Here is a 16,992-nt window from a genome sequence, read left to right on the forward strand (position 1 = left end):
CCTTTTGAAATCCCAACGCTTAACAGCGGCTGGTTGCAGCTCCTGAGCAGTTATAACTGAAAATTTTGATATCTCCTGACAGATGCAAGTTGCCATGAACATTCAGTCCCATAAATCCCTGTTCCTGTCCCTGATCAAATGAAGGAACCTGAGAACCATTGTTATAGGTGGTATATCGGGTATTGTTTAAATAACCTTCATTACCTGACTCAACCGCCAGACTCGCAAAACCTAGATTCCTGATTTTCAGAGGATGCTGATCATAAAATTTAAGCAGCATCGCTGTTTGTGGATTTTTATCCTTATTAATAATGGTGGTGCCTTCCAAGGAGAATTTATCAATCTGAATCGTGCCTTGAATCTGTTTAAACACCAGCCACTTCTGACCATTTTCATCACGATGATTATTGGGAGAAAAAGCAAAACGGCATAACACATCATTGCTACATTCATACTGATAATTTGCCGTAGTGACCTCACCATTACTGAGTTCGGAAATATTCTTGAGACTCATGTCATTGGCATATTTATGGTTTAAAGAAAGCGTCCAGCTTAAATCGGCACCGCCCTGCCCGACCGTATTTAACAGTTCATCTTGATTTAAACTGACCAGTTGAGCAGAACTGAATGTACTGACACAAAGGGTCAGTGGAAAACAGATTTTTTTCAGCATCTCAAGTTCCCTCTTATAGTCCCGTGGTCTTAAACTTCAAGTGCTGGATCAGCACACCATCAATTGCCACCGAGCCCAAGTTTACAGGTGCTGTAGTTGCATGCGGACTTCTAAATACCACACCGGTAGAATTACTCGCAGTGTTGGCTTTTAACAGATTCGTGGTCGGATCACGTGTCACACTACCAATTGAAATACTGCTATGTGTTGCATTGGTTCCCTGATAGTTGGTGGTTCCTGCCCCTGAAAGTACTTGGGAAATATTAGAGCCACAATAAGCAACATTACAGGTTGAGCCTTTATAGTCAGCAGGGTTGATCTCGGTGTTATCACCATCAATATCGGCATAATAGGTATAAATCTGTTTATAAATTTCAGGGACATTCGGAATGCGGGTCACTTCTAAAATAATATTCTGACCTTCCGAGCCCAAAATAAACGGTTGGTGCATATTGCCGAGCACTAAATTGATGTTAGGGCTATACAAATACAAACCCTCTTCAGCATGGAAAATTGGGGCTAAAGAACGGTCGAGTGCAGGCGTAACCGCGGTACCATCATTGAGGGTTGCTGTACTTATACGCAAACCTCTGGCATTGAGCAGTTCTTTATTAGCCTGGGTATTTTCATAAATTAGAGCTTCAGGATTATCATTGGTATTCAGACGGATAAGACTGGCCATACCTAAAGTCTGACTTTCTACCGCATTGGTAGAAGGCATGGTTTGAAACAGTCGAACCTGTGAACCACTTAGGCTTAGACCATTGGCCACCAATTGCAAACGAATTCGCTGATTTTTTAATAAGTCAGGATCATTGACCGCATCGGTCGTGACAGGTGCCCCCGTAATTGGGTCCACCTTGTTACTTGAGTTCCAGCTGCGTGAAAAAGCATCTAACCAAAGCCCAAGTTTAATATTATTGTCCTGATCATCAGCATCCACTTTGGCCAAAGGAGCTTCTAAAGAAATATAACTGATATCGGCCGCTGCATTCGTACTGTCAAATTGACGGATATTTTCGGCTGTACCAGCGCGAAATAACCAGGGATTCGCAGCACTGCCCCAATCAAACCCCTGATTACTATAGCGCTGGTTCATATTGTTATTGGTTTCAGAGAGCGCCAGACCATAAATAAAAATATCCGCTTTGGTTCTCTGATTGGCAGCATCAGTCTGACTGAGGGTTAAATTATCGTAATTTTCACCTACCGGAATGATGCGAATAAAACCGGTGTCATATTGTTCCGGATTATCGAGATTACGGGTATAACTTGATGCCGCAGACACATCATTCGGGCGCTGAAATACCATTTTGAAATTTTCAGGAAGCAAGGCAATCCCTTCACCTGTGGTATTTGCCAGATGTTCATCGGATAGATTCTGTAAAGCATATGCAGGAGAACTTAGCAACATCCCGACCAAGGCAGCTAAGCAACTTTTTCTAAAATTTAGGCCAATTCCATATTCAGTCATCTCGACCATCCTATTCCCAGATGCTCCGCATCATTCTTTTATTTATCCAGAACTTGGCTATTTATTTATGTGTTTTTATCCTTAAAAACATGCGATTACCAAGTCATAATTGTTGTTCATTATGCGTAATAATTTATCAATTGCAAAAAAATACAGGCCAAAAAGCCCGTATTTCCGATGAATGAATTGGAGAAAAAATAAGCGAGCACAACGGCTCGCTTGTTTTTATTTTAAGTTTCCACTATCAGGCTTTCGGTAAGGTCACCCCAGTTTGGCCCTGATATTTACCGCCACGATCTTTATAGGAGGTTTCACACACTTCGTCTGATTCAAAGAACAGCATCTGTGCAACGCCTTCACCTGCGTAAATACGTGCAGGCAAGTTGGTGGTATTAGAGAATTCCAAGGTCACATGCCCTTCCCACTCTGGTTCGAGCGGCGTGACATTGACAATAATACCGCAGCGCGCATAGGTCGATTTGCCCAGACATACGGTTAAAACATTACGTGGGATACGAAAATATTCAACTGTACGCGCCAAGGCAAACGAGTTTGGTGGAATAATGCAGACATCCGATTCAATATCAATAAAGCTTTTTTCATCAAAGTTTTTTGGATCAACAATGGCAGAATGAACATTGGTGAATACTTTAAATTCACGTGCACAACGGACGTCATAACCATAACTTGAAACGCCATAGGAAATCAGTTTGTTGCCATTTTCATCAAATCGAACCTGATTATGTGCATACGGTTCAATCATGCCGTGTTTTTCGCTCATTTCGCGAATCCAACGATCAGACTTAATTGCCATTTATTTCTATCCAAAAGCGAATGTTTTACTGCGCTGTACTTTAACTGAAATCGGCACCAATGGAAATAAGCAGGCATGACGTCGACTTTTCTGCCTGCTGTAGATGGGTCATTTAAAGCCTTAAAAGCGCCGAATAACTTAACGGAATTGAAAAGCTGAACAGCAGCAAGGATGCTGTTTTTTGCAGATTGGCCGGATTAAGCCAGCGGATTTTATTGCTGGCCAAAAAGGAACCAATCAGGGTCCAGAAAAATGCAATGGGAATAATCAGGATCAGAAACATCAGAATATGTGCCACATAATGTGCGGCGCTGGTCCGGGCGATGGCCGGAAAAATTGCAGAAGCAAACAGCAAGGCCTTCGGATTTAGTAAAGTGGCCACAAACAGTTCACGTGCACGAATGGTCGGCTGCTGAAACTGCTGTTCGACATTGGCAGTACGCCACAACTTGATGGCCAGATAAATGATATAAACCGCACTAAACAGTTTTAGTACAGTAGGCAATAACGGTAACTGGCTCGACACCTGCCCGATTAGTATGCCCCACAGGGTAATGGAAATCAGATAACCAAAGGCTTCAGCGGGAATTAAATGAAAAGATTTACGGATGCCGACCTGAATTCCGGAAGAGGCCAGCAAGGTGTTGGTTGGACCAGGTGTCAACAAGATGGTGATCACCAAACCAATAAAAAACCATGAAATCATAGCCAGCCTCATGCGCGAATGCTGCAAATGTAATGGAGTTGCAAGGCATAGACAAAAAATAAATTGTAACTGGCCTCATTGTGCAGCAAAACAGATAAATTCCTCAACTAAAAACACAGTCAATTACAATATATTTATCATTAATTATCATAAGCTTAAAAACATATTAAAGAATATATAACAGTCATCAAAACTGGGCCGTTCATCTCTAATGTATCAAGGGTTTTTAGTCCATTTTTACTCTCCCCCAATTGTATAAATGCGTAAAAAAACTGTTCAAGTTCAAATTATTCAGTTAATTTTTAACTCAACAAGCTGCCTTAACCAGAATAACCAGAATCAGCTTTAAGTTTGAAATCTTTCAATATTTCAACAATGGATGACGATAATAATCACAGGAGAAGTCAATGAAAAAATGGACGCAACTGACCTTACTGACGCTGGCCTTAGCTAGTGTAAGTGCTTGTTCCAATGATCCGGGCCAGAATAACACCCAGGCCGATCCACAAAGCAGTACCGCTGCTGCCGACAAACTGCAAACCCGTTTTGTCAGTATTGCCACGGGTGGTGCCTCCGGTCCCTATAACGTGATCGGGACCAGTCTGGCCGAACTGTATAACAAAACCTACGGCGTTAATTCCAAAACCCAGACCACCGGCGCTTCGGTTGAAAACCTGAATCTGCTAAAACAGAATAAAGTCGAAATGGCTTTTGTGATGAGTGACAGTCTGACCGAAGCCATTCAGGGCACAGGCAGCTTTAAAGATAAAATTGGCAATGTGCAGCAAATTGCGGCTTTATATCCTAACTACGTGCAGATTGTGGCTTCAAAAAAATCCGGGATTCGCTCTATTGAAGATTTAAAAGGCAAACGTATTGCCGTGGGCGCACAAAACTCCGGGGTGGAAGTTAATGCGCGTACCCTGCTGAATGGTTTTGGGATTAGCTATGACGATGTCAAAGTCGATTACTTGGGCTATGCCGAAGCCGCCGATGCCTTAAAAGGTGGCAAACTGGATGCGGCCTTCCTGACCAGTGGTATTCCAAATTCATCATTGATGGAACTACAGCAGAGTTTTGATCTGCAACTGGTGAGTATTAATGCAGACAAAGTCAAACAGATTGCCCAGAACCAGTCTTACTTCCTGCCAATGGCAATTCCAAAAGGCACGTATGGCAATGCAGAAGATGTGCAGACCGCGGCCATTATGAATGCCTTGGTGGTACGTTCCGACCTGTCTGAAGATGATGTGTATAAGCTGACCAAAACCTTCTTTGACAATTTAGGCAATTTGGCCAATGCCCATCAGGCCGCTACCGATATTACTCTGGAAAAAGCCCAGCAAGGTCTGGTTGCACCGCTGCACCCAGGGGCGAAACGTTATTATGATGAGGTGGCAGCACCTTAATGTTCAGCTATAAAAGTGCAGTTTGGGCTGCACTTTTTCTGTTGATGCTGATCATCCTGCTCGGCTTGTGGTTTCCGCAAAGTTATACCCTGGTCAAGATTGAAGAGAGTCACAAAGGTCCTAACACCAGCTGTGTGATTCGCCCGCAACAGTTTCAGTTGCAGTGGCAACATTCGGTAGAAAAAACCCGCTGGCAGGAACATTATCAGCGTGAAGATCAGCATTTTATTTTAACGCATACCGACCTGGTGTCCTTTGGTGCCGGTACACCGGATCATTATCCTGTGCTGCGCCAAGCCAATGGCCAGGTACGTATGCAGGTCAATCATCATTTAAAAGAATTACATTGGACCATTTCACGCCGTATGCAAGGACAGCTCCAGATCAATCAGAAACGCTGGCCCATAGCCGAAGATTTTCCTGATTACACGGTGGTGCATTTTTCGGTACAGCAACGACCGTTCTGGAAATGGTGGGGTCAAGGAGACTGCGTATGACACAACAAGAAAAAGTAACCATTGAACAGCTGGATGAAAAAGAACAGCAGGCCCTGCTGGAAAAATTTGACCGGGAATCGGTCACGCGTCAGCCTCGCAGCAAATCGGTCAGCTGGTTTATTGCCGCGATTGCCATCAGCTATTCGCTGTTTCATCTGTTTATTACCTTTAACCCGCTTCCAGAACTGCTACAACGCTCGGCGCACGTGGCCATTGGTCTGGTACTGGTGTTTTTACTTTATCCGGCACGACAGTCCAGTTCCCGCCAGCATGTGGTCTGGTTCGACTGGATTCTGGCCCTCGCCTCTCTCGCTTCATTTTTATATTTATGGAAAGAATATCAGGCCATTATGACCACCCGCGGCGGGATTCCCAATGTACTGGATATTGTGTTTTCAATTATGACCGTGGTGCTGGTAGTGGAAGCAGCACGACGGGTCATGGGCTGGATGTTGCCCATTCTCGGGCTGATTTTCCTAGCTTATCCTTTTATCAGTCATTTTAACTGGATGCCAGAACGGTTGCTGACCCGGCCTTATACCGTGAGTGATATTTTCGGGCAGATGTATCTGAAAACCGAAGGCCTGTATTCATCGGCGATTGGCGCATCGGTGACTTTCATTTTCCTGTTTATTTTATTTGGCGCCTTTCTGGCTAAATCGGGGATGGGCAAATTATTTAATGATCTGGCCATGGCCCTGGCCGGGCATAAACAGGGTGGCCCGGCCAAGGTGGCGGTTATTTCCAGTGGCTTTATGGGCAGTATTAATGGTACAGCAGTGGCCAATGTGGTCGGTACCGGTTCCTTTACCATCCCGCTAATGAAAAAGATTGGTTATCACAAAAATTTTGCCGGCGCGGTGGAAGCCAGTGCTTCGGTCGGCGGACAGATTTTACCGCCAGTGATGGGCGCCAGTGCCTTTATTATGGCGGAAACTACCGGCGTCAGTTATGGCACCATCGCCCTAGCCGCGACCCTGCCGGCGCTGTTGTATTATTTAGGCGTGATGGCCCAAGTCCATTTTCGTGCCGGGAAAGACAACCTAAAAGGGGTACCCAAAGCAGATTTGCCCCGGGTTAAAGAAGTGCTAAAAGAGCGCGGACATTTGCTGATTCCGATTGTGGCGCTGGTGTTTTTCCTGTTCCAGTCAATTCCGGTCAGTTATGCCGCGGTATATACCATTGTACTTACGGTTATTGTGGCAGCCTTTAGAAAATCCACCCGCATGGGAATTCGGGAAATTCTGGATGCCCTGGCCGATGGTGCCCGGCAGTCCTTATCGGTGATGGCAGCCTGTGCGGTGGTCGGAATTATTATTGGGGTGGTCAGCCTGACCAGTTTTGGTACTGTCATGACCTCATCCATTATGAGTATTGGTGCGGGCAGCCTGTTCCTGACCCTGTTCTTTACCATGCTGGCCTCCATGATTCTGGGCATGGGCCTGCCTTCAATTCCGGCCTATATCATTACCGCGACTATGGCTGCGCCGGCTTTGGCCCATTTTGATATTCCGACCCTGGTGGCGCACATGTTTGTGTTCTATTTTGGTCTGTTTGCCAATATCACCCCGCCGGTGGCGCTAGCCGCCTTTGCCGGTGCCGGGATTGCTGGCGGTGACCCGATGCGGACCGGTTTTCAGGCACTGAAACTGTCACTGGCCGGTTTTATTGTGCCGTTCCTGTTTGTATATAACCCGGCCATGCTGATGATTGATACCACCAATGTGGCCGTTAATGCGCGTGAATTTGCCTTCCCGGCCTGGACCACCATTGTCAGCATTACCGTGACTTCGGTTATTGGGATTCTAGCCTTGGGCGCGGCGGTCGAGGGCTATTTCAAAACCGGTTTAAACTGGTTCTGGCGAATTTTCATGGGGGTGGGTGCCTTAATGATGATTATTCCGGAAACCTATACCGATATTGCCGGTACCATCATGGTGGTGATTGCAGTGGCTGTTAATGTGCTGCAAGCCAGAAAGCAAAAATCGACGCCATCCGGTTTATCATCTGCCTAAAATAAAAGCCCAATCTGAAGATTGGGCTTTTTTCTATTCACTACATTACAGAATTAAAAAATCCGGTTCTGGTCTTTGTCTGCTTTTGGCAGTTTATCCATGATTTTCTGGGCAATTTCCCGATAGCTGTCGGCTGCATCATCTTCGGCAATCACAGACGGTTTACCGGCATCGGCATTTTCACGAATCTGTACATTCAGCGGCAAACGGCCCAGTAATGGAATATCGTATTGCTCGGCCAGTTGATCGCCACCACCGGTCCCAAAAATTTGCTCTTCAAAACCACAGTTAGAACAGATGTGCGTCGACATATTTTCAATCACACCTATCACCGGAATCTGTACACGGTTAAACAGCTCAATGCCTTTGGTCGCATCCATTAAGGCTACGTTTTGCGGTGTAGTGACAATTACGGCACCCGTGACCGGAATACGCTGCGCCAGGGTTAACTGGATATCACCGGTTCCCGGCGGCATATCAATCACCAGTACATCTAAATCTGGCCACAAGGTCTGATTGAATAACTGCATCAGGGCACCCGTAGCTTTTGGTCCACGCCAAGCCACCGGGGTATTATGATCACCAGTTAAATGACCAATCGACAGCACCGCCATCCCATAGGCATCTAGCGGCACAAAATGCTCGGCTTCAATCATCGGGGTTTGGCCGGCATTGCCGAGCATGGTTGGAATACTCGGGCCATAAATATCGGCATCCAATACACCCACTTTCAGACCCAGCTGTTGCATCGCCAAGGCCAGATTAACGGTAGTGGTTGATTTTCCAACCCCGCCTTTACCGGACGACACCAGAATTACGTTTTGAATACGTGGATGTTTTGGCACATCACGCTGCTGCGGTGCAGCTTTTTGAATTGGCGCTTCTTCTTGCTGGGGTTGATAGTTGGCATTGGCTTGCTTGAGCGCATCTGAACTTGCCGAAGCATCGACCACAGGTGGCAGACTGGATTTTGCTGCAGCTTGTGGTTTGCTGGAACAGCTTTCCCCTTCGGCATGGTGATGACCACAGCCACCCTCTTTTTTCGCTCCGGTTTTTTGCTGCACCACATGCAGATTCAGTTCCTTGATGCCGCATTGCTCGAGTGCATCGGCCAGATCATCATGAATCTGCTGCAAATACTGTTTTTCTTCCGGATAGGTATTGATGGTTAATTGCAGGATGCGTCCCTGTACATTGACCTGAGAAATACGCTCTTTGAGTGCGTTTTGGGAAGCAGGAAGTACATAGTTTTGCAGTACCTTCTGGATTTCTTCCTCTTTCACCTCCTGTGCAGGAGCAAAGACCGATTTTAGTGAAGAAAGCCACGACATAAAGTTACTCCAAATCTGGATATACAACCGAATGCCCTAGTTTAACGGGTATTTAAACGAAGGTTAAGCCAGTGCAGCCACAGGAATTATAAATCTTAGTCAAAGACTTGGTTTTTTCTGTTTTTTCGGCACAGAAATGCAGATTTTATCCGGTCCTGAAAAGAATTAACCGATTCCCTTGTGCAAGCCTGCATCATCTAAGGTAAAATCGCGGACATTGCATAATGAATACGAATGAGAGAGTTAATCCGTGCGTAAAATTTTAGTCACCAACGCCCTTCCATACGCCAATGGTCCAATCCATATGGGCCACTTACTCGGTTATATCCAGGCAGATATCTGGGTTCGTGCCATGCGTGCAATGGGCCATGAAGTGACTTATGTCTGTGCGGATGATGCTCACGGTACCGCCATCATGCTACGTGCTGAAGCCAACGGTATTTCACCAGAACAGCAGATTGCCAATGTTCAGGCCGAACATATGCGTGACTTTGCCGGCTTTAAGGTCGATTTTGATCATTATGATTCCACCCATAGCGACACCAACAAGGCACGCGCGCAAGAAATTTATATCAAGAACCGTGATGCCGGCAATATTGCCGTACGTCCTGTGACACAACTGTTCGACCCGGAAAAAGGCATGTTCCTGTCGGACCGTTTCATTAAAGGCACCTGCCCGAAATGTAAAGCCGAAGATCAGTACGGCGACTCATGTGAAGTCTGCGGAACCACGTATAACGCCACTGAACTGTTAAATCCGAAATCGACGTTAAGCGGTGCCACGCCGATTGAAAAATCATCGGATCACTACTTCTTTAAATTGCCAAACTTTGGTGAATACCTGCAAAAATGGACCCGTGATGAAGGCCGTTTGCCGGTATCAATTGCCAACAAGTTAGATGAATGGTTTGACAATGGCCTGAACGATTGGGACATCTCCCGTGATGCACCTTACTTCGGCTTTGAAATTCCGGATGCGCCAAATAAATATTTCTACGTTTGGGTTGATGCACCTATCGGCTATATGTCGAGCTTTGAAAACTACGTCAAAACCAAACGTCCAGACCTGAATTTTGATGATTACTGGAAAAAAGATTCTGACAATGAGGTCTATCACTTCATTGGTAAAGATATTGTCTATTTCCACGCGCTGTTCTGGCCAGCAATGCTGGAAGGTGCCAACTACCGCACCCCAACCGGTTTATTTGTAAACGGTTTCTTGACTGTAAATGGTCAGAAGATGTCGAAATCTCGCGGTACCTTCATTAAAGCAGAAACCTATTTACAGCATCTGAATCCGGAATACTTACGTTACTACTTTGCCTCTAAACTGTCTGATAAAGTTGAAGATTCTGACCTGAATCTGGATGATTTCGTGCAGAAAGTAAACTCTGACTTGGTGGGTAAAGTAGTGAATATTGCCAGCCGTTGTGCCAAATTTATTAACACCAAGTTTGATAACACATTAAGTGCAACCTGTGCCGAGCCTGAACTGGTGCAAAGCTTTATTGACGCTGGTGATTCAATCGCGCAAGCATACGAAGCACGTGAATTCTCTACTGCGATTCGTGAAATTATGGCACTGGCGGATAAAGCCAATCAATACATTGATGAGAAAAAGCCTTGGGCGCTTGCGAAAATTGAAGGCGAAGAACAGCAAGTGCATGATGTGTGTTCTGTCGGGATCAACCTGTTCCGTCAATTGGCGGTTTACTTGGCGCCTGTATTGCCAACATTGGCTGAACAAGTTCAAGCCTTCTTACAACTCGACAGCTTTGACTTTGCATCGCGTCAGCAAATTTTGCTTGCACATGAAATTGCACAGTTCCAACCGCTCATGCAACGTGTTGACCCGAAAGCTGTTGCTGCAATGGTCGATGCATCTAAAGATTCTTTAGCTGCGCCTGCTGAAGCACCAAAAGCTGAAAAGAAAAAAGAGAAGAAAGCTGAGAAAAAGCCAGAACCGAAAGTCGGTGAAGCTGAAATCATTAATATTGATGATTTTATGAAAGTTGACCTACGTGTGGCTGAAGTTTTAGAAGCAGCTCACGTTGAGGGTTCTGACAAGCTTCTTCAATTGACGTTAAATGTGGGTGAAGCTGAGCCACGTAACGTATTTAGCGGTATTCGTGAGTTCTATAAGCCTGAAGACTTAAAAGGCAAATTGGTGGTGATGGTGGCAAACCTTGCACCACGTAAAATGCGTTTTGGTATTTCAAACGGTATGGTGTTAGCTGCGGGTAATGGCGATGGTGTTTGGGTAATTTCACCTGAAACTGGTGCTAAACCGGGTGATAAAGTGTCTTAATTGATATTTTTAAAATAAGGCTTCTTCGGAAGCCTTTTTCATATAAAAAGGTACAACCATGTTAAGAAAAATATCCATATTGATTATTAGTTTGTTCATCTCACTGATGGTACATTCCACTGAAAATGAAATAACATATAAATTTAGTCCGACTATTCAAATAGCGAAAGATAAATATCAAAAGCTTATAAATTCATTAATGTCTGATCCATCAGCACCGAACTCAATTTCATATTCACCTGAATTAGATCAATTATTAAAAGAAAATAATGAAGTAAAGATCAATCAGTATATTAATGTAGAAAAAAGAAAATACCTTGCGACATTAAATAAATATATTTTACAGGGTGATCCATCTGCATCTATGGCTCTTCTTGAATTCGTATTATTCTTCAAAGAAACTGAACTAAAATCTGAAATTGATATAAGCCCTATTGAAAAATTATCAGATCAAAATAATGCTTATGCCTCGTATTTACTAGCTCAACACTTTGAATATGATCCCACCAAATATCTAAAATTCTTAGAAAAAGCAGGCGAACAAGGTTCACCTATCGCACAAAGAACACTTGTCGATGAGTATAATTTTCGATTACCTAAAAAGTTACAAAGTATAAAAAAAGCAGAGTATTGGAAGCAAAAAGCGATAGCTTCAATGGGTTCTGATGAGTATGAAGAAGAAGTTTGTAAGTTAGCAAATTGCGATACTGGAGAGTTCGAGCTTGTCGATTTCTCTAAGGACATTGAGAAAATATTAAATCAATCAAAATAATAGTCTTTCTTATATCCCATTCTATAAATAGCGATTACTCTCTGTGAATGCAAACCTTGCACCACGTAAGATGCGTTTTGGTATTTCAAACGGTATGGTACTCGCTGCGGGCAATGGCAACGGTGTTTGGGTGATTTCACCTGAATCTGGCGCGAAGCCGGGTGATAAAGTGTCTTAATTGTTAGATTAAGATGAGAAAAAGCCTCTACGTTGTAGGGGCTTTTTTTATAAATGAAAAGCTTTAAAGATTCATATAATACAGTTCTATTAAAAACTCAGTTTAGCACTTCTAACTCACCTCCAATTAGATCAAAATTTAAAATTAAATTGTTGATTTTTATTTCTTTAAATATAAAATCTACTCGCTTTTATCTTTATAATTATTCGGGGTATATATGAAAAAATTACTAATTTCAGTTCTGGCAATGTCAACAATTGTATTTACTGGCTGTTCAGTTCGTATGGCAGATATGACTGTAGCATCTACCAAAAACTATAATTTAAACTCAAACCAATTTGTAAAAGGTGAACGTGTGAAAGGGGAAGATAAAGTTCCTGTTGTACTATTCCCTTTAGGTATTCCTAATTTCAAAACTGCTATTGATCGTGCAATTGAAAAAGACTCTTGTGCTGTGGCACTTTCAGATGTTGTCATTACTCAACTGAACCAAGCATTCCTCGTGGGTCAAATTGGTTACCGTGTAGAAGGTACTCAAATTATTGACCGTTCACAGCCTGCATGTAATAAGTAAGTCTTTGTGATTTATAGAGCCTTTACTCATGTAGGGGCTTTTTTTATTGTTAACTTCCCCTTGCGAAGTAGTGTTTCTCATCTCCCTGACAAAAGTAAGGCTAATTTCTCTAATTATCTATCCCCTCACCCTTACGAAGCAGTGCTTCTCATCTCCCATAGGGAGAGGGAGAATCCTTTATTAAATCAATATTGATATATTCCCTCTCCTTTTAGGAGAGGGTTAGGGAGAGGTCTGAAAATTATTCCCTTACTTTTGAAAGATCAAAAGTAAAGCACATAACAAAATAGTGTTAATAACCCTCACCCCAACCTTCTCCCTGAGTCATCTATGGCGCAAGAGAAGAAGCTTTCAACTAGTGTTAAATTTCACCAATAAATATGATAAAAAGATGTATCACTTCAAAACTTATAAGAACCCATGAAAACTTTAAAACCCATCCTTCTCGCTCTAACCCTAAGCACTGCAACTTTCACCACAGTCCAAGCCGCTGAACCGACCATCCCCCAACAAAAACAGGTCGCGGGCTACTATCAGCATCAGTTTGGGCCTTATCAGATTACCGCCCTGCTCGATGGCACCAACTATCTCAACCGCTCACAATTTAAAGGTGTGGCAGATCAGGAATTCAGCGAGATTCTGCAAAAATACTATGCCGATCAAGCCAAAGGCATCCAGACCTCCGTCAATGCCTTTCTGGTCAATACCGGCAGTCAGCTTTATCTGGTTGATAGCGGTGCAGCCAGCTGTTTTGGCGATCACTTAGGTTCAATCTATAACAATTTAAAAGCCTCAGGCCATCAACCAGAACAAGTGAATGGTGTCTTTCTGACCCATTTACACCCCGATCATGTCTGCGGGATTTCTAACAATGGTGTAGCCAATTATCCAAATGCGACCTTGCATATTGCCAAAACTGAATATGATTTCTGGCTCAATCCCAATACTGTAAAAAAACTACCGAAAGACAAACAGGCTGGCTTTTTGGGTACGGTGGAAAAAATCAAAGCGGCTTTAGCACCTTATGAAAAAGCCAAAAAGATTAAAGTCTTCTCCGATAAATCTCTGGCCTTTGGTGGTGTCGAGTTTAAGCCATCATTCGGGCATACACCGGGACATTACAGTTTTAAATTAAAGCATGAGCAGCAGGAACTGGTGTTTATTGGTGATATTGTGCATTCGCATACCATTCAGTTTGATAAACCTGAAACCGCCATTGAGTTCGATATTGACCCGAAAGCGGCGGTCGCCACTCGTCTCAAGCATTTTGCTGAATATGCCAAAGACGGTCAGACCATTGCGGCCGCGCATTTACCATTCCCGGGCATCGGCCATATTTATTCAAAAGATGGCAAAAGCTATCAATGGATTCCGGTACATTTTACCGATTAACTCAGAACTCTTGAGCTAAGTCATTTTTATAAACAGAACCCCGCTAATGGGGCTCTGCTGTTTTACATCCAGTATTCCTTGCTATTCTTTCGCACTTTTTCTGTTCCAGCACGCAACCACATTAGCCCTCGCAGCAATTTTTGACTTAACTTTTAAAATTTTCTAAACAGTCCAGTCGGTTTCAAAATGCACCGTAAACATACAAACTGCTGCCCATCTTTGTATCAATCAATTTAAATCCTTCAAAAATAGCCAAAAATATTGAATTTTACAGCGCTCAAAAAAGATTTGATTTAGTGCAAAAAATCGCATTGTGCTTTATATCGAGTCTTATTCATTTCACGAAATTCTTCATCAAAATTTCCGCAGTCTGCCCCTCTTTTACAATCTATTCGCCTCGATATACTGAGTTTCTTTTCCTGATCCCGTGCACTCAATTGGAACGCACAATGCCAAATATCGACTTATTATTTCTCCTTCTTGGTGCAGTGCTAGTGCTGGCCATGCATGCCGGATTTGCATTTTTAGAGCTGGGCACCGTTCGGCATAAAAATCAGGTCAATGCCTTAAGCAAGATTCTCACAGACTTTGCCATTTCTGCGGTGGCCTATTTTCTGGTGGGCTATTACATTGCCTATGGCCAGCATTTTTTCCATGATGCTCATACCTTGGCAGCCGATCATGGCTATAATCTGATGCGCTGTTTCTTCCTGCTCACCTTTGCAGCGGCCATTCCAGCAATCATCTCGGGCGGCATTGCTGAACGTGCCAAAATGCGCTCCCAAGCTTTAGCGACATTATTTCTGGTTGCCCTGATCTATCCTTTTTTCGAAGGGATGATCTGGAATGGTAACTTTGGTCTGCAACTCTGGCTGGCACACAGCTTTGGTGCCAGTTTCCATGACTTTGCCGGTTCAGTGGTGGTCCATGCCATGGGGGGCTGGATTGCACTGGCCGCGGTGATTCTGCTGGGTGCGCGTTATGGTCGCTATAAAAAAGATGGTCGCATCAGTGCCCATCCGCCTTCATCTATTCCTTTTCTGGCTTTGGGTTCCTGGATTTTGATTGTCGGCTGGTTTGGCTTTAATGTCATGAGTGCCCAGCGTCTGGATGCCATTTCCGGACTGGTGGCGATCAATTCTTTAATGGCGATGGTCGGGGGCACAATAGCCGCTAAAATTGCAGGCAAAGATGACCCGGGCTTTTTACATAATGGTCCACTTGCCGGTCTGGTGGCCATCTGCGCCGGCTCCGATGTGGTACATCCACTCGGTGCCTTTGTGATTGGCGGCATCGCCGGGATTATGTTTGTCAAACTCTTCACCTATACCCAGAATAAACTCAAGATTGATGATGTGCTTGGTGTCTGGCCATTGCATGGCGTATGTGGTGCTTTTGGTGGGCTGGCAGTTGGCATCTTTGGGCAGCAATGGCTCGGTGGTATGGGGGGCGTATCCCTGATCTCCCAGCTGTTCGGCACAGCACTGGCAATTCTGATTGCGCTGGCCGGGGGGGTCCTGGTTTACGACGTACTGAAACTGCTGATGGGCATCCGTTTAAGTCAGGAAGAAGAATTTAATGGCGCAGATTTATCTATCCACCGGATTTCCGCCAATTCTGAAGAAAATATGTTCTAAGATAAAAAAGCCTCCGACAAAACGGAGGCTTTTTTGAGATATGTTGATCAACGATCAACACAATTTAAGCCATCTATTTCATACCAAAAATCAGCTTTAGACCCAGCACCGTCATCACCACACCGGCCGCACGATCAAACACTTTTTTAAACTTTAAATAGACTGCGCGCGGTTTTTCCGCCGATAGTGCCACCGCCAGCAAGGAACACCAGCCGGCATCAATAAAGAAACACAGAATAGGCAGGACAAAATAAAAATACAGCGGAATCTCTTTGGGTAATAGCGCGGTAAAAATACTGGCCAGCACAATGGCAATTTTAGGATTCGACAATTGGGTAATCAGACCGGTCATAAAAGCACGGCGTAAGGACATTTGCGTGCCGGCAGCATGATCGGCCTGAATCGGGTCTTTGGCATGTTTAATAATTTTAAATGCCAGCCACAGCAGGTATAAACCGCCACAAATTTTTAAGGCCAGATAAGCCGATGGCACAGCCAGTAAAAAGGCCTGTAAGCCCAGCACCGCAAGCAAACCAAAGATGGCTGCGCCCAAACCGGTGCCCAGCGCGGTAAACAGACCATGCTGACGTGAAATCGCAATCGAGTTTTTCGCCACATAAATTGATGTTGGCCCCGGACTCATGGCCCCCAACATCAATGCCAGCGCAATTGATCCCAAAATAAAAACGGATTCCACAGTCCTATCCAATACAATGATCTGCCGGCATTTTACAAGCAAGTGCTTTGAATATCTTCCTATTTTTTACCAGTTGTTTTGATTTTCACGATATTTTTCACTATAGATCTTTATACTGACCTTATAAAATTCACTCCGTATTTTAATCAATCTGCTGAAATTTGCTTGCCATAAAAAAGCGCCCAGATACCAGCATGGCCTGAGCGCTTTTCAAGATCATCAATTAAATACAATATTAATAAATCTGTGATGGATCGGTCTGCTCTGGCCTCACACTCGCTTCTTGCTTGGGCAGCAGATAATCCTGATCATGCACCGGCACACCGCCAATAATCATGCTGCGTGTTTCTTCCGTTTTGGGCTGGTTTAAATCTTTGGTCGGGTCACAAGCCGCCAGTAAAGCGCCCTGGATTAAAATAAGCAGGAAGATGATTCTTTTCATCATTATTCTCCCTTTCTGCAAAGTCTATCCGTTTATTTTTTGCACAGTTACTATTTTTATGCAAGCCTGATCC

15 protein-coding genes and 1 pseudogene are annotated in these 16,992 nt (G+C 44.1%); 9 read left to right on the forward strand and 7 right to left on the reverse strand.

Going from position 1 to position 16,992, the window contains the following annotated elements; all coding sequences use genetic code 11:
- Positions 1 to 19: 19 nt before the first annotated feature.
- From VF685_RS04550 to VF685_RS04565, 4 genes are all read right to left on the reverse strand, one after another.
- The gene (locus VF685_RS04550) at positions 20 to 673 is read right to left on the reverse strand and encodes a hypothetical protein (RefSeq protein WP_016659341.1); all 654 of its coding nucleotides are present in this window, start codon (positions 671 to 673) and stop codon (positions 20 to 22) included.
- A 13-nt stretch (positions 674 to 686) separates the two neighbouring features.
- Positions 687 to 2,147, reverse strand: coding sequence for a hypothetical protein (locus tag VF685_RS04555; protein WP_104487475.1), 1,461 nt, complete (start codon positions 2,145 to 2,147; stop codon positions 687 to 689).
- Positions 2,148 to 2,391: 244 nt separating this feature from the next.
- Positions 2,392 to 2,961, reverse strand: coding sequence for a dCTP deaminase (dcd, locus tag VF685_RS04560; RefSeq protein WP_005179553.1), 570 nt, complete (start codon positions 2,959 to 2,961; stop codon positions 2,392 to 2,394).
- A 112-nt stretch (positions 2,962 to 3,073) separates the two neighbouring features.
- On the reverse strand, positions 3,074 to 3,667 hold the full coding sequence (locus VF685_RS04565) for a LysE family translocator (protein WP_286384833.1): 594 nt from the start codon (positions 3,665 to 3,667) through the stop codon (positions 3,074 to 3,076).
- Between the two features lie 407 nt (positions 3,668 to 4,074).
- Between VF685_RS04565 and VF685_RS04570 the strand changes: the two genes are divergently transcribed.
- From VF685_RS04570 to VF685_RS04580, 3 genes are read left to right on the forward strand one after another with little or no spacing between them, the layout of a single operon-like run.
- Complete coding sequence (locus VF685_RS04570; protein WP_127798616.1) at positions 4,075 to 5,076, forward strand: TAXI family TRAP transporter solute-binding subunit; 1,002 nt, start codon at positions 4,075 to 4,077, stop codon at positions 5,074 to 5,076.
- Positions 5,076 to 5,573, forward strand: coding sequence for a DUF1850 domain-containing protein (locus tag VF685_RS04575; RefSeq protein WP_127798619.1), 498 nt, complete (start codon positions 5,076 to 5,078; stop codon positions 5,571 to 5,573). The genes VF685_RS04570 and VF685_RS04575 overlap by 1 nt, the downstream gene beginning before the upstream one ends.
- Positions 5,570 to 7,588: a TRAP transporter permease gene (locus VF685_RS04580; RefSeq protein WP_127801597.1), complete on the forward strand. Its 2,019-nt coding sequence runs from the start codon at positions 5,570 to 5,572 to the stop codon at positions 7,586 to 7,588. Before VF685_RS04575 ends, VF685_RS04580 begins: the two co-directional genes overlap by 4 nt.
- A gap of 53 nt (positions 7,589 to 7,641) precedes the next feature.
- On the opposite strand, the gene apbC is transcribed toward VF685_RS04580, so the two are convergent.
- Positions 7,642 to 8,919 carry an iron-sulfur cluster carrier protein ApbC gene (gene apbC / locus VF685_RS04585; protein WP_127801598.1) on the reverse strand — a complete coding sequence of 426 codons (1,278 nt, stop codon included), beginning with the start codon at positions 8,917 to 8,919 and terminating at the stop codon, positions 7,642 to 7,644.
- Between the two features lie 250 nt (positions 8,920 to 9,169).
- Here apbC and metG point away from each other — a divergent pair, with 250 nt between their 5' ends.
- From metG to VF685_RS04615, 6 genes and pseudogenes are all read left to right on the forward strand, one after another.
- Positions 9,170 to 11,227, forward strand: coding sequence for a methionine--tRNA ligase (gene metG / locus VF685_RS04590; RefSeq protein WP_286384832.1), 2,058 nt, complete (start codon positions 9,170 to 9,172; stop codon positions 11,225 to 11,227).
- Positions 11,228 to 11,285: 58 nt separating this feature from the next.
- Entirely contained in the window at positions 11,286 to 11,999 is a 714-nt protein-coding gene (locus VF685_RS04595) for a sel1 repeat family protein (protein WP_163145544.1), read from the forward strand.
- A gap of 43 nt (positions 12,000 to 12,042) precedes the next feature.
- Positions 12,043 to 12,177 (forward strand): annotated as a pseudogene (locus tag VF685_RS04600) (hypothetical protein); the annotation flags it as partial.
- A 217-nt stretch (positions 12,178 to 12,394) separates the two neighbouring features.
- On the forward strand, positions 12,395 to 12,751 hold the full coding sequence (locus VF685_RS04605; RefSeq protein ID WP_286384831.1) for a hypothetical protein: 357 nt from the start codon (positions 12,395 to 12,397) through the stop codon (positions 12,749 to 12,751).
- A gap of 420 nt (positions 12,752 to 13,171) precedes the next feature.
- Positions 13,172 to 14,143: an MBL fold metallo-hydrolase gene (locus tag VF685_RS04610; RefSeq protein ID WP_286384830.1), complete on the forward strand. Its 972-nt coding sequence runs from the start codon at positions 13,172 to 13,174 to the stop codon at positions 14,141 to 14,143.
- Positions 14,144 to 14,592: 449 nt separating this feature from the next.
- The gene (locus tag VF685_RS04615) at positions 14,593 to 15,780 is read left to right on the forward strand and encodes an ammonium transporter (RefSeq protein ID WP_286384829.1); all 1,188 of its coding nucleotides are present in this window, start codon (positions 14,593 to 14,595) and stop codon (positions 15,778 to 15,780) included.
- Between the two features lie 73 nt (positions 15,781 to 15,853).
- Here VF685_RS04615 and VF685_RS04620 read toward each other — a convergent pair whose 3' ends face one another.
- Together VF685_RS04620 and VF685_RS04625 are read right to left on the reverse strand one after the other, a co-directional pair.
- The gene (locus tag VF685_RS04620; protein WP_104473084.1) at positions 15,854 to 16,477 is read right to left on the reverse strand and encodes a LysE family translocator; all 624 of its coding nucleotides are present in this window, start codon (positions 16,475 to 16,477) and stop codon (positions 15,854 to 15,856) included.
- Positions 16,478 to 16,712: 235 nt separating this feature from the next.
- Positions 16,713 to 16,919 (reverse strand): NF038215 family lipoprotein, encoded by a 207-nt coding sequence (locus VF685_RS04625; RefSeq protein ID WP_005179579.1) that lies wholly within the window; start codon positions 16,917 to 16,919, stop codon positions 16,713 to 16,715.
- Positions 16,920 to 16,992: the final 73 nt, after the last annotated feature.

The sequence above is a fragment of the Acinetobacter sp. Brlt_5 genome (assembly GCF_051949055.1).
In the GTDB taxonomy this organism is placed as follows: Bacteria; Pseudomonadota; Gammaproteobacteria; order Pseudomonadales; family Moraxellaceae; genus Acinetobacter; species Acinetobacter indicus.